10 protein-coding genes are annotated in these 13,775 nt (G+C 70.4%); 6 read left to right on the top strand and 4 right to left on the bottom strand.

The window, feature by feature from the left end; translation table 11 throughout:
- Nucleotides 1-73: 73 nt before the first annotated feature.
- From OG715_RS31145 to OG715_RS31120, 6 genes are all read left to right on the top strand, one after another.
- On the top strand, nt 74-2,434 hold the full coding sequence (locus OG715_RS31145; protein WP_266273972.1) for an arylsulfatase: 2,361 nt from the start codon (nt 74-76) through the stop codon (nt 2,432-2,434).
- Nucleotides 2,435-2,646: 212 nt separating this feature from the next.
- Nucleotides 2,647-3,156 carry a TspO/MBR family protein gene (locus OG715_RS31140; protein WP_266273973.1) on the top strand — a complete coding sequence of 170 codons (510 nt, stop codon included), beginning with the start codon at nt 2,647-2,649 and terminating at the stop codon, nt 3,154-3,156.
- A 445-nt stretch (nt 3,157-3,601) separates the two neighbouring features.
- Nucleotides 3,602-4,693 carry an ABC transporter substrate-binding protein gene (locus OG715_RS31135; RefSeq protein ID WP_266273974.1) on the top strand — a complete coding sequence of 364 codons (1,092 nt, stop codon included), beginning with the start codon at nt 3,602-3,604 and terminating at the stop codon, nt 4,691-4,693.
- 117 nt (nt 4,694-4,810) lie between these two features.
- The gene (locus OG715_RS31130; RefSeq protein WP_266273975.1) at nt 4,811-5,203 is read left to right on the top strand and encodes a rhodanese-like domain-containing protein; all 393 of its coding nucleotides are present in this window, start codon (nt 4,811-4,813) and stop codon (nt 5,201-5,203) included.
- Nucleotides 5,204-5,394: 191 nt separating this feature from the next.
- Nucleotides 5,395-6,069: a GAP family protein gene (locus OG715_RS31125; protein WP_266273976.1), complete on the top strand. Its 675-nt coding sequence runs from the start codon at nt 5,395-5,397 to the stop codon at nt 6,067-6,069.
- 287 nt (nt 6,070-6,356) lie between these two features.
- A complete protein-coding gene (locus tag OG715_RS31120; RefSeq protein WP_266273977.1) occupies nt 6,357-7,640 on the top strand; it encodes a cation:proton antiporter in 1,284 nt (427 codons plus the stop codon).
- A 115-nt stretch (nt 7,641-7,755) separates the two neighbouring features.
- Here the strand turns inward: OG715_RS31120 and OG715_RS31115 are convergent, their stop codons facing one another.
- The 4 genes from OG715_RS31115 to OG715_RS31100 all read right to left on the bottom strand — a co-directional run bounded on the left by OG715_RS31115 (nt 7,756) and on the right by OG715_RS31100 (nt 13,747).
- Nucleotides 7,756-9,132 carry a glucose-6-phosphate dehydrogenase gene (locus tag OG715_RS31115; RefSeq protein WP_266273978.1) on the bottom strand — a complete coding sequence of 459 codons (1,377 nt, stop codon included), beginning with the start codon at nt 9,130-9,132 and terminating at the stop codon, nt 7,756-7,758.
- Nucleotides 9,129-10,043, bottom strand: coding sequence for an SMP-30/gluconolactonase/LRE family protein (locus tag OG715_RS31110; protein WP_266273979.1), 915 nt, complete (start codon nt 10,041-10,043; stop codon nt 9,129-9,131). The genes OG715_RS31115 and OG715_RS31110 overlap by 4 nt, the downstream gene beginning before the upstream one ends.
- Nucleotides 10,044-10,063: 20 nt before the next feature.
- Nucleotides 10,064-11,794 carry an FAD-dependent oxidoreductase gene (locus tag OG715_RS31105; RefSeq protein WP_266273980.1) on the bottom strand — a complete coding sequence of 577 codons (1,731 nt, stop codon included), beginning with the start codon at nt 11,792-11,794 and terminating at the stop codon, nt 10,064-10,066.
- A gap of 63 nt (nt 11,795-11,857) precedes the next feature.
- Nucleotides 11,858-13,747, bottom strand: coding sequence for a glycoside hydrolase family 15 protein (locus OG715_RS31100; protein WP_266273981.1), 1,890 nt, complete (start codon nt 13,745-13,747; stop codon nt 11,858-11,860).
- Nucleotides 13,748-13,775 lie beyond the last annotated feature (28 nt).

Genomic DNA, 13,775 nt, shown 5'->3' with positions numbered 1-13,775 from the left:
GCGCCGAACCCCACCCCGAACGGTATGCGGCGCCGGCCCTGAACGGTGTTCGCCGCGAATTGGAGGCACGGGCATGTCGCAGGAATCCTGGAGTGAGTACAAGCCGGGGCAGCCCTTTCCAGGGATGATCGGGCGGACGACGGACGAGTCGGCTCCGGCGTGGCCGCAGCCGGTGCGGGCAGTGCCGGGGGCGCCGAACGTGCTGTTCATCGTGCTGGACGACACCGGGTACGGACAGTTCGGCTGCTACGGCAGCCCGATCGAAACACCGAACCTCGACGCGTTGGCGGCGGCTGGGCTGCTGTACACCAACATGCACACCACCGCGCTGTGCTCGCCCTCGCGCTCCTGCATCGTGACCGGCCGCAACCACCACGCCAACGCGATGGCGGCGATCACCGAGGCGGCCACCGGATACCCCGGCTACAACGGACAGGTCCCCTTCGAGAACGGGTTCCTGTCCGAGATGCTGCTCCAGCACGGCTACAACACGTACATGGTCGGCAAATGGCACCTGGTGCCCTCCGAGCACGAGTCCGCAGCGGGGCCGTACGACCGGTGGCCGCTGGGGCGGGGCTTCGAACGGTTCTACGGCTTCCTGGGCGGGGACTCCAGCCAGTGGTATCCGGACCTGGTGTACGACAACCACCAGGTCGAGCCGCCGGCGACGCCGGAGGAGGGCTACCACCTGACCGAGGACCTGGCCGAGCGGGCGATGTCGTTCATCGCGGACGCGAAGCAGGTCGCCCCGGACAAGCCGTTCTTCCTGAACTTCTGCCCCGGCGCGACGCACGCCCCGCACCACGTGCCCAAGGAGTGGGCGGACCGCTACCGGGGCCGGTTCGACGACGGCTGGGACGCCTACCGCGAGCGCACCTTCGCCCGGCAGAAGGAACTCGGTGTGGTGCCCGCGGACGCCGAGCTGTCGCCGCACGACCCGGACGTACCCGCGTGGGAGTCGCTGACGCCCGACGCGCGGAGGCTGGCGGCGCGGATGATGGAGGTGTTCGCCGGGTTCCTGTCCCACACCGACCACCAGATCGGGCGGCTGCTGGACTTCCTGAAGGAGACCGGCGAACTCGACAACACCCTGGTCATGGTCGTCTCCGACAACGGCGCGAGCGCCGAGGGCGGGGTCACCGGCACCACCAACGAGCTGCAGTTCTTCAACAACGCGCCCGAGTCGCTGGAGGAGAGCCTGGCGCGGATCGACGAGATCGGCGGCCCGGAGACGTTCAACCACTACCCGTGGGGCTGGACCTGGGCGGGCAACACCCCCTTCCGGCGGTGGAAGCGCGAGACCTACCGCGGCGGCGTCAGCGACCCCTTCCTGGTCCACTGGCCCGCCGGCATCCGGGCCCGCGGCGAGATCCGCGACCAGTTCGCGCACATCATCGACATGGTCCCCACCGTCCTCGACGTGCTCGGCATCGAGCCGCCCGCCACCATCCGCGGCGTCACCCAGTCGCCCCTGCACGGCGTCAGCTTCGCCCACACCTTCGACGATCCCGCCGCGCCGACCCGCCACCGCACCCAGTACTACGAGATGCTCGGCCACCGGGCGATCGACCACGACGGCTGGCGCGCCGTCTGCCCCTGGCCCGGTCCCAACTTCACCGAGGCCCAGCGCCCGTTCGGCACCCCGATCACCATGGCCGACCTCGACGACCTCGACGCGAACCACTGGGAGCTGTACCACGTCGAGAAGGACATCGCCGAGACCCGCAACCTCGCCCAGGAGCACCGCGGCAAACTGATCGAGATGATCGCCCTGTGGTACGTCGAGGCCGGCAAGTACAACGTCCTCCCCATCGACGGCAGCGTCCTGGAACGGATGATGACCGAACGCCCGCAGATCACCCAGGCCCGCACCAGCCACACCTTCCGCCCCGGCACCCAGGTCCTGCCCGCCGCAGTCGCCCCGCGGGTCCTCAACCGCCCGCACAGCGTCACCGCCGACGTCGAGATCCCGCCCGGCGGCGCCGAGGGCGTCCTGCTCTGCCAGGGCACCAACGCCGGAGGCTGGACCCTGTACGTCAAGGACAACTACCTGCACTACGCCCACAACTACGTCCGCCGCGCCCTGCACCACGTGGCCTCCGCCGAGCCGCTGCCCGAGGGACGGCACACGCTGCGCTTCGAGTTCGAACCCACCGGCACCCCGGACATCGCGGCCGGCAAGGGCTCACCCGGCCTGGCCCAGCTCTACGTCGACGGACACCTGGTCGGCGAGACCGCGATGCCCTACACCACGCCGGTCGCGTTCAACCCGGGCGGCATGTGCTGCGGAGCGAACCCCGGCTCGGCCGTCACACCCGACTACCGGGCACCGTTCCGCTTCACCGGCACCCTGCACAGCGTCACCGTCGACCTCTCCGGCGACCTCATCGTCGACGCCCCCAGCGAGATGCGCATGCACATGGCCCGCCAGTAGAACCCCACCCACGGGGGCCGCCCGCTGCATCGGCCACACCATCCAGCAGCGAGGCCCGTTCCCAACAAGGGTGAACACGAAGGCAGTTGAAAAACCATCCACCGACGTCACCGCGCTCCGGGAGTCACAGACCTTCACCCGCCCCGGGCGGCATTCCGAAGGCCCCCGGCGGCGCGGGATCGAGTGACGGCAGACGGGGAAGGCGAACGCGCATGAGGATCATCAGTGAACGATCACGGCCCTCGGCACCCGCCCGGTGGCCGGTGTACGCGGCGACCGCGGCGGCGGTGACCGCGACCGCGGTGGTGGGCGGGAAGGCGGTGGACGCGGACAGCGACTGGTACCGGTCACTGGCCAAGCCGCCCTGGCAACCGCCCTCCTGGGCATTCGGCGCGGTATGGACGCCGTTGTACGCCTCCATCGCCTGGGCCGGCGGTCGCGCCCTGCTGAAGGCCCACGGCCACGAACGGCGAGCCCTGACCGCCGGCCTCGGCGTCAACCTCGGCCTGAACGCGGCATGGAACTGGATGTTCTTCCGCTGCCACAGCCCCGCCGCCGGCGTGGCCGGCACCCTCCTGCTCGACCTCAGCAATGCCGACCTCATCCGGCGCACCGCCCGCACGGACCGCACCGCCGCCACCGCCCTGCTCCCCTACGCCGCATGGTGCGCCTTCGCCACCGCCCTCAACGCCGAGATCGCACGCCGCAACCCCGGCAGGTGACGCCACCCGACCCGACGACAGAAGTCGGCCCCGAACCGGAACGCGAACGGAAGCATGCCGTGGCGCCCACCTGGCACTGCAGCAGCCCGTCCACAGCCGGCGTTCCCCATGCGCACAGCTACGAAGGCTGGCCCTGCCGCGACAGCACAGCTGCCGGACCCGCGCGAGACCAGTGCCCACACCCACCCCGGGCTGACTCGACAAGCCGGCCGCACTCGGACGCAGCAACATGGCAGGGATCGGCTCGCGGAGCCTGCTCCGGCGTGATGGGTTGGGCATAGCCCTATCTCCCGACGTCGGCAGCCGTCCCGGCTTTGCCCTTCCAGCGCGGGGAGAGGTCCCCGAGCGGCAGGAGAGAGCGATGGCGGCGAAAGAGGCTCCCGGAAAGCAGTCCAGCACGGTGCCCCTCGACTGGAGTGAGGTGTACTACACGAACTGTCCTCTGGTGTCCGCCAGCAACGTCGACCAGGAGCTGGGGTGGACCCGGGAGGAGTTCAAGAAGATCGGCGTGTCGTACGCCTTTCTCCGCTCCCGCCGGGAGAACAACTGGTACCCGCACTACATCCACAACCTGGACAACCTGATCCGCTTCGGCGGACTGTTCCCGCCCGTCCACGTGCACGCGGACCTGCGCCGGACCAGGCTCCTGGGCGCGACCCACGCTCCGCGCGAGGGCGGCTGCATGCTGGTGCGCGCACGGGACGACATCTACCGGATGACGGAGCTTCGGGGGAAGAAGATCGGGCTGACGAAGAGCCTGAACACCATCAAGAACGACTGGTGGCGCATCCAGGAGGAGCAGGGCATCGAGCTGATGCTGCGGGTCAACGGCATGACCCGCGACGACGTGGAGATCGTCGAGTTCCCGTACCCGGACGACTGGTACGACAACCCGAAGATGCTGGACCCGATGGACAACCCGTCCGAGCTCTGGCTCAAGCGCGACCACAAGCACGACCTGGCGTTCCGCCCGCTGGAGACGGCGCTGGAGAACGGCACGGTCGACGCGATCTACACCCAGAGCAAGCCCTTCCAGCACCTGCAGGAGGCGACGGGCAAGTTCAAGGCCATCGAGGACCTGTCCCGTTACCCGGACTGGACGCTGCAGGTCGCCAACATCCCCGCCGTGATCACCTGCACCACGGAGATGGCCGAGCAGCACCCCGAGCTCGTGGTCGCGTTCATGAAGGGCATGATCAAGGTCGGGCGCTGGGCCAACGCCCACAAGCACGCCGCCGCCGCGATCCTGAACCGGCAGACGTTCTACCTCGACGTCGAGGACACCTACCGCGGCATCAAGAACATCGACATGGTGCCCAACCTCTCGCCGCAGAACATGGCCTCCATCGACATCGGCAAGGACTTCATGCTCAGCCACGGCTACATCCAGAACGACTTCGACGTGCACGAGTGGGCCGCACCAGAGTTCCTCGAGGAAGCCGCCAAGCAGCTGCTCGAAGAGGAATGGGAGCGGGTCACCCTGGCGAAGGTCGGAACCCAGGAATCGCTCGGTATCGGCCACGCCCGACTCGGCTAGCACAGGGCTGTTGTCGCCACCCGACCTGGTTGTGGCCGCGCGCACGGTGCGTGACCGGGCGCGCGGCTTCGTGCGCGGCCCGGTTCGGGGACGTGAGAGTGAAGAAGGTAGAGCGAGATGACCAGGACTGCGATGCAGATGATCGATGAGGCCCGGGCACAGGTGGGGCTCGTGGCGCCGCTGAAGGCCGCGGACGAGCGCGGCAGTAGCGCGGTGTTCGTCGACGTGCGTGAGCCCGAGGAGTGGCAACACGGCCATATCGACGGCTCCGTGCCCGCGCCCCGGGGACTACTGGAGTTCTTCGCGGACCCGACCAGCCCCCGCCACAAAGAAGCCCTTGACCCGGGCCGGCGGGTCATCGTCGTGTGCGCCTCAGGGGCCCGTGCCGCCCTCGCCGCCCTGACCCTCAAGACGATGGGCTATGGCGACGTGGCCGTCCTCGACGGCGGACTCAAGGCCTGGATCGCGGCGGGCCTGCCGACCAACGAACACGAATACGCGGGCATCTGAACAATCGTCCGCCAGCGCCACGGCGGTCCGGGAAAGCTCGGGCATACGCCTGCGCCATGAGGCAGGGCCCAACCCTCTCCACTTGGCAGTGAAGTACGCCGGATCAGCCGGGCAACCGGCCGCCGAACCAACGTCAGCGGTGCGGAGGGCGGGAACGACCCCGCCCGGACTGCTCGGGAAGGCAAGGAACCATGGCTCAGGGGATCGGCGAGGTACTGACGTTCGCGATCGGTGTGGCGATCAGCCCCGTACCGATCATCGCGGTGATCCTGATGCTGTTCTCGCACCGGGCCAAGGTGAACGGGCCGATGTTCCTGGCTGGCTGGGTGGTCGCACTCGGCGCGGTCAGCAGCATCGTCTACCTCGTCTCGGACGCCGGTGACGCCTCGACCGACAGCACGGCTGCCGACGGGGTCTCCTGGGCGCAGATCGTGTTCGGCGTGCTCCTTCTGCTCCTCGCCGGCCGTAGTTGGCGCAACCGTCCGGCGCCGGGAAGCGAACCGCGGATGCCGCCGTGGATGGCGGGGATCGACGCGTTCACGCCGGGAAAGGCATTCGGGCTCGGCGTGCTGCTGGCGGGGGTGAACCCCAAGAACCTCCTCCTGGCGGCCGGCGCCGGGTCCGCCCTGGCGGTGGTGGGGCCCTCGACGACGGAGGCGGTCGTCTCGCTGATCGTCTTCGTGGTCGTGGGCAGCCTCACGATCGCCGGCCCCGTCCTGTTCCACCTGACCGGCGGCGATCGCGCGAAGGCGTCCCTGGACTTGGCGAAGGGCTGGCTGTCGGTGCACAACGATGCCGTGATGACGGTCCTGTTCCTCGTCTTCGGCGTGAACCTCATTGCCAAGGGCATCCCGCCACTGACCTGATGACCGGGTGTTGGCCGGAGGAAGAGGCATCGTCACCATGACGACACCACCCGACCCCGCCAGGCAGGGCACCACGCGCGTGCCAGGCCCGGCACCCCACCGGCCATCGCCGACCGCGCCGGTTACGCGAGGCGTCCGGTGAGCCCCGGCGCCTTCCACGAGGTCTCCCAGCCAGCCGGTGGGCCGGACACCGTCACGGGCGGTGCCGGCCCGTGGCCGTCCGGACTCGTCGCCCGCTCCTGCCCGCCGGCGGGCCGTCGCGGCAGCAGCCAGCCCGGAGCGGGCCGATGACGGTCACGGATCTGGCGATCATCGCCGGGCTGGTCTTCGTGTGGGGGATGCTGTCGGCGCGGCTGGAGCACTTCGACATGACCGCGCCCATCGTGTTCACCGCCGCAGGTGTGCTGCTGACCCACGGCCCGCTGGCACCGCTGGGGATCACCCCGAGCGCGGAGCTGGTGAAGGTCCTGGCCGAGGCGACACTGGCGCTGGTGCTGTTCTCCGACGCTTCCCGGGTCGGGCTGCGTCAACTGCGGGCGGACATGGGACTGTGCCTGCGACTGCTGGGCATCGGGCTGCCGCTGTCCATCGGCCTGGGCACGCTGGCCGCCTTCATGCTCCCCGGGGTGGGGAGCATCTGGCTCGCCCTGCTCGTCGGTGCGGCACTGGCACCGACCGACGCCGCACTGGGCGCGGCCGTCATGGTGAACCGGGCGGTTCCGGCCAGGATCCGGCGGCTGATCAACGTCGAGAGCGGACTCAACGACGGGATCGCCACGCCGATCGTGCTGGTCGCCATCGCAGGGGCGTCCACCGCCGAACACGCCGGCGACACCGGGCTCGGGAAGGCGGTGGCCGAACTCGCGCTGGGCCTGCTGATCGGCGCCGTGGTCGGCGGCGGCGGCCGGCTGACCAAGGTGGGCCGCGACCGCGGCTGGGTGGCCGAAGGCTTCGCCGGCGCAGCGGTGCTGGGCCTGGCCCTATGCTGCTACGCCACCTCGGTGGCACTGGACGGCAACGGGTTCATCGCGGCGTTCACCGGCGGCCTGGCGTTCACCGCCGCCGGCGGCCCGGCGGCGAAACTGGTCCCCTTCGTCGAGGACACCGGCGCCCTGCTGTCGCTGCTGGTCTGGCTGGTCTTCGGGGTGGTCGCGGTGGTGCCTGCCCTGGAGGCGCTGACCTGGCAGACCGCGCTCTACGCCGTGCTCAGCCTGACGGTGATCCGGATGCTGCCGGTGGCGCTCGCGCTGACCGGGGCAGGACTCGGCCGGCCCGCCGTACTGTTCGTGGGCTGGTTCGGGCCACGCGGACTGGCATCCGTCGTCTTCGGGCTACTCGCCCTGGAAGACCTCGGTGAGCCCGCAGCGCAGCCGGCCGTCACCGTGATCGGCTTCACCGTGCTGCTCAGCGTCCTGGCACACGGACTCACGGCGGACCCGCTGGCCAAACGCTACGGTCCCCGGCTCGCCGCACTACCGGGAACGACCACTGCGGCTCCGGCCGGCCTGGCCGAGATCCCCGAACGACGCCTCATCCGCCGAGCTCCGGCCGCGGACCGGCGCAAGGAGTAGCAGGAGCGGGAGCGGTGATGCAGCCGCTCCCCGGGCCCGCTCGGGCGCCCTGCCAGGCCCCGCTGCCTGCTGCGGGCCGGCCAAGTGCAGTGCTGTGCTCGCCGGCCGGCCAGCCTCAGCCGGTGGGTCCTGGCGGTGCCTCGCCGGCCGGGTACTCCTGCATCGGGACTCCTGCGGCGGTCCACGCCGTCACCACGGGGTCGATGATGCGCCACGCTTCTTCGGTCTCGTCGCCGCGGATGAAGAGGGTGGCGTCGGCGCGGAGCATTTCGAGGAACAGATTGGCGTAGGGGGTTCGCCGGGATCCGGCCGAGGAAAGTTCGAGTTCGCGGTTCTCGGCCGTGCGGTCCGGGCCGTTGAGGGTGGTGGTCAGCCGGACGTAGGGCTGTTTGAGGCCGAGGCGCAGTACGTTCGGTTGGATGCCGGGCCACCGGTCGAGGAGGTAGGCCGGTGCGGGCCGGAAGTGGATGGCGATCTCGGCGGCGTCCTGGGCCATGCCCTTGCCGGATCGCAGGGTGAACGGTGTGCCGTGCCAGCGGGCGTTGTCCACCTGGAGTGTGAGGGAGGCGTACGTCTCGGTGGCGCGGGCGGGGTCGACGCCGGGTTCGTCGGTGTAGGACGGGATGTGGCGCTCTCCGATGGTGCCGGCGGTGTACCGGGCGCGGACGGTGTCGGTGCGCATCCGGTCCTTCGCGGGTGTGGCGACGGCGCGCAGGGCTTCGACCCTGTTGCCCCGGAAGGAGTCGGCGTCGATGCGGGCGGGCTCTTCCATGAGGACCAGGGCCATGACCTCCATGAGGTGGTTCTGCACCATGTCCTTCAGTGCGCCGGCCTTGTCGTAGTAGGAGGCCCGGCCTTCGAGGGCGAGGCTCTCCAGCCAGCTGATGTCGACGTGGTCGACGTGGACGGCGTTCCAGGTGGGTTCGAAGACGCGGTTGAGGAACCGCAGGACCATGACCCGGCGGACGAGTTCGTCGGACAGGAAGTGGTCGACGCGGAAGATGGTGGGCAGCGGCAGGCGGGTGCGCAGGATCTCGTTGAGGTGGCGGGCGGAGGCGAGGTCGGTGCCGAAGGGCTTCTCGATCGCGACGGCGTCCCCGGCGCCGAGTCCTGCGGTGGCGAGTGCGGGGAGGACGGACTGGAGCAGGCCCGAGGGCAGGGCGAGGTAGACGAGGGCGGGTTCGCGGTCTGCGTCCCCGGTGGAGAGGACCCGCCGTACGTCGTCGGGGTCGGTAACGTCGGCGGCCCGGTAGTCGAGCATTCCGAGGACGGCGTCGCGCGCGGACGGCGTCACGGCGCTGGCGTGTTTGTCGAGCTCGTCGGCGATGTGCCGGTGGAAGTCCTCGGCCGACCAGTCGGTGTTGGCCGAGCCGGTGATGGTGAGCCCGGGTGGGAGGAGTTCGGCCTCGGCGAGCTGGGCGATCGCGGGCATGATCAGGCGGCTGGTGAGGTCTCCGGAGGCTCCGAAGAGGGCTATGCGTCGGATCGTCATGGGTCGCCTCGCTCGGAGGGAGAAGTGGCATGTCGGGTCCGCACGTATCGGGCGGCTGGTCGGCCGGTCGTACCGGGGCGGCAGCGGAGGACAGCGCCGGCGAGTGGCTGGAGGGACCGGTTGGGCGCTTCGAGGTCGGACCAGGAGGTGGTGATGAAGAGGTCGCCTGCGTCGGGGCCGCCGAAGGCCACCGAGGTGGGGTTGGGGGTGGGGAGGGTGATCGCCCCGTCGAGCGTGCCGTCGGGGCGGTAGCGGTGGACGGCGCCGGCCCGCCCGAGCGCGATCCACAGCATGCCGTCGTCGTCGACGGTCATGCCGTCCGGCCACACCCCGGCCCCGGTGAAGTCGAGGAAACGCCGTCGGCCGCTCAGGGCGCCGGTGTCGACGTCGAGGTCGAAGAGGTCCACCGTCATCACCGTGGTGTCGGCGAGGTAGAGACGGCCTGCTGCCTCGTCGAAGGCGGGCCCGTTGGAGCAGGTCAGTCCGTCGACCATCCGAACGACCCGGTCGCCGTCGACCCGGTACAGCGCGGCGTTGCGCGGCTGTTTGTCGTATGCCATCGTCCCGACCCAGACCCGGCCGCGGCTGTCGGTCTTGGCGTCGTTGGCGCGGTTCTGGGGCTTGTCGCGCTCGATCGGGACGCACAGTTCGGTCGAGCCCGTGGCGGGGTCGAGGACGCGCAGGCCGTCCGGGTCGGCCACCACCGGGTGCCCGGCGGTGTCAAGGACGACGCCGCCGGGCTGGCCGGTGGTGCTCCAGGAGCAGTCGCCGCCCGACACGGGGTCGAAGCAGTGCACCCGCCCGCCGGTGATGTCGACCCACCACAGGCGGGCGGTGGCGGCGTCCCACACCGGGCCCTCGGCGTGCTGGGCCCATACGTGCAGGGCGGTCTCGACCGCGATGTCTCCCATCGGGCGCACCTTCGCCTGGGTCAGATGCCCGTGAGCGCGCCGGGCCGCTGGGCCAGTTCGTCCTCGGCGTGGGTCACTACTGGCTGGCCGGCCTTGCCGGTGGCCAGCGGCGTCTTGTGGAAGCCGTGGTAGGTCATCGTCCCGCCGGACAGGAACGCAGTGTCCCAACCTCCCTGCCGCAGCACGCAGTAGGCGATGTAGCTGCGGAATCCCGATCGGCAGTAGGTGTACACGGGCTTGTCGCGGGGCACTTCGTCGAGGCGCTCGCGCAGTTCGGTGTAGGGGATGAGGACCGCGCCGGGGATGTGCCAGGCGTCGTACTCGGCCCGGGTGCGGGTGTCGAGGATCAGAGCCCGCTCGGCGCACTGCGGGAAGTCCTCCGGGTACCAGAGGTGGATGTCGCCGCGCAGCAGGTTCGAGGCCAGGAAGCCGACCATGTTGACTGGGTCCTTCGCCGAGCCGTAGGGCGGGGCGTAGGCGAGTTCAAGGTGTTCGAGGTCGTAGACGGTCATGCCGGCGCGCTGGGCGACCGCGAGGACGTCGATGCGCTTGTCGACTCCGTCCCAGCCCAGTACCTGCGCGCCGAGCAGTTTTCCCTCGGCGGGGTCGAACAGCACTTTCATGAACAGCGGCGCGGTGCCGGGGTAGTAGGCGGCGTGGCCGCTGGGGTGGGCGTACACCTTGCGGAAGTCGATTCCGGCGGCTCGTAGTTGGGCTTCGGTCAGGCCGGTGCCGCCGGCGGTCATGTCGAAGACCTTGACGACGGCGGTGCCCTGGGTGCTGCGGTAGGCGCTGTCGCGGCCGGCGATGGTGTCGGCGGCGATGCGGCCCTGCCGGTTGGCGGGCCCGGCGAGCATGGAGAGCATGGGTTCGCCGGTGACGAGGCTCGGCGTCTCCACGGCGTCGCCGGCGGCGAGGATGTCGGGCGCGGAGGTGCGCATGTGGGCGTCGACGACGATGCCGCCGCGCGGGCCGATCTCCAGGCCGGCGTCGCGGGCCAGCTCCACGTTGGGGCGTGCTCCGGCGGCCAGGACGAGGACGTCGGGCTCCAGGGTGGTGCCGTCGGAGAGGTCGACGGTGAAGGTGCTCTTGTCGCCGCGGTGGATCGCCTCGGCGGAGGTGGACAGGCGCACGTCCACGTCGTGGCTGCGGACGTGGTAGTGCAGGATCCGGGTCATCTCGTGGTCGAGCCAGGGCATGAGCTGGTCGGTGCGCTCGACGATCGTGGTCTCCAGCCCGCGCGAGCGCAGGGCCTCGGCCAGTTCCAGGCCGATGTAGCTGCCGCCGACCACAGTGGCCCGTGAGGCGCTCTCGTCGAGGTGGGTGATGACGCGGTCCATGTCGGCCACGTCGCGCAGCACGTCCACCTGCGGGTCGTCCGCGCCCGGGATGGGCGGGCGGATCGGGTCGGCGCCGGGGCACAGCACAAGCGTGTCGTAGGACTCGCGGTAGGTGCGCTCGGCGTCGAGGTCGCGTACCTCGACCTCCTTGGCGTCGCGGTCGATGCGCAGCACCTCGTGGCCGGTGCGGACGTCGAGCGCGAGGCTGCGGGCAAGGCTCTCGGGGGTCTGCAGTAGCAGGCTGTCGCGTTCGGGGATCGCTCCGCCGATGTGGTACGGCAGGCCGCAGTTGGCGAACGACACGAAGCGGCCGCGTTCGAGGATGACGATCTCGGCCGACTCGTCCAGTCGCCGCAGGCGCGCACCGGTCGACGCTCCGGCGGCGACTCCGCCGACGATGACGGTCTTCATGGAAGACCCCTTCCAGACTCACTACTTCGGGGGGTGGCTCCGGGCGGCCCGGGGCCCGGGGCGTCAGCTCGCGAGCCACCTCTCTCCGGGCAGGGCGCCGAGGGTGCCTACGCCGTGGTCGATCTGGTAGTCGAGGTTCATGGCCGCGGTGATCAGCGCGAGATGGCTGAACGCCTGCGGGAAGTTGCCGAGTTGCTCGCCGGTAGGGCCGATCTCCTCGGCGTAGAGGCCGAGGTGGTTGCCGTAGGTGAGCATCTTCTCGAAGGTGAGCCGCGCTTCGTCGAGCCGCCCCGAGCGGGCGAGGGCGTCGACGTACCAGAAGGTGCACATCGAGAACGTGCCCTCCGAGCCGCGCAGCCCGTCGGGTGAGGCGCTCGGGTCGTAGCGGTAGACCAGGCTGTCGGAGACGAGTTCCTTGTCCATCGCGCGCAGGGTGGACTGCCACATCGGGTCCTTGGGGGCGATGAAGCCGACCAGTGGCGTGTAGAGCAGGGCCGCGTCCAGGACCTGGGTGTCGTAGTGCTGGACGAACGCCTCACGGCCCGGATCCCAGCCGCGGTCCATGATCTGGCGGAAGATCGCGTCCCGTGCGCCGGTCCAGCGTGCCAGGTCCGCGGGTTTGGCGTGGTCGGTCGCCAGGCGGATCGCGCGGTCCAGTGCCACCCAGGACATCAGGCGGCCGTAGGTGAAGTCCTTGCGTCCGCCGCGGGTCTCCCAGATGCCGTCGTCCGGTCGGTCCCAGTGGTCGCAGAGCCAGTCGATGATGCGGGTGATCCGCTGCCAGCCCCAGTAGGTCAGCGGCAGGCCGTGCGCGTCACCGAGCCGGATCGAGTCCAGGGCCTCGCCGTAGACGTCGAGCTGCAGCTGGTCGAAGGCACCGTTGCCGATCCGCACCGGCCGCGAGTCGCGCCATCCGCGGAGGTGGTCGAGGACCTCCTCGGTGAGGTCCGAGGAGCCGTCCACCCTGTACATGATCTTCAGCGGGTCGACCTCGTGCCCTTCGCCGCCGGCGGCCTCCTCCACCCGGTGCGCCAGCCAGTGCAGGAAGCCCTCCGCCTCCTCGGTGTAACCGAGCCCCAGCAGCGCGTACACCGAGAACGACCCGTCTCGTACCCAGGTGTAGCGGTAGTCCCAGTTCCGCTCCCCACCGGGCTGCTCGGGCAGGCCGGCGGTCGGCGCCGCGACCAGCGCCCCCGTGGGCCGGTACGTCAGCAGCTTGAGCGTGATCGCCGAACGCTCCACGTGCTCCCGCCACCGCCCGCGGTACTGCGACCGGGCCACCCAGCCGCGCCAGAAGTCCCGGGTCTCCTCGAACAGCCCCGTGACATCATCGAGCGTGACCGGGCCGCCCTGCCCGTCGGGGGCGGTGTCCAGCACGATCCCTCCCGCATCGCCCACCGCCGCCGTCACGGCCACGTGCACGGCGCCGTCCTGAACGGTCGGCTTCACGTACTCCGACGGCGCCGCGCCGGGGCGCCGGACGAGACTGAGCGCCACGGCGTCGCCGTCGTCGGTGCGGAACACCGCTCCGTTGTCGGTGATCTCGGTGCGGTGGGCCCGGCGGCCGTAGTCGAAACCAGGCCGGCACTCGACGACGAACCGCATCCGCCCGCGCACCACGCGCATCAGCCGCACCAGCCGGTGCCGGTCGTTCGCGCCGCCCTCGATCACCGGCATGAAGTCGACGACCTCGCCCACCCCGTCCGGGGTCAGGAACCGCGTGATCAGGATCGCGGTGCCGGGCAGGTACAGCTGTTGGCTCTCCCACGCGTCCGTGTCCGGGGAGATCCGGAAGTGCCCGCCCCGCTCGGGGTCCAGCAGCGAGGCGAACACGCTGGGCGAGTCGAACCGCGGATGGCAGAACCAGTCGATCGTGCCGTCCGTCGCCACCAGCGCGCTGGTCTGCAGATCACCGATGAGACCGTGCTCGCCGATCGGCGTGAAGGCTTTCATCCGTGGAACTCCTCAGCGGTGACACTGC

Source organism: Kitasatospora purpeofusca (assembly GCF_036010405.1).
Taxonomy (GTDB): Bacteria; Actinomycetota; Actinomycetes; order Streptomycetales; family Streptomycetaceae; genus Kitasatospora; species Kitasatospora purpeofusca.
Note: the sequence above shows the minus strand (reverse complement) of the source record. Positions and strands in the feature narration are given on the sequence as shown.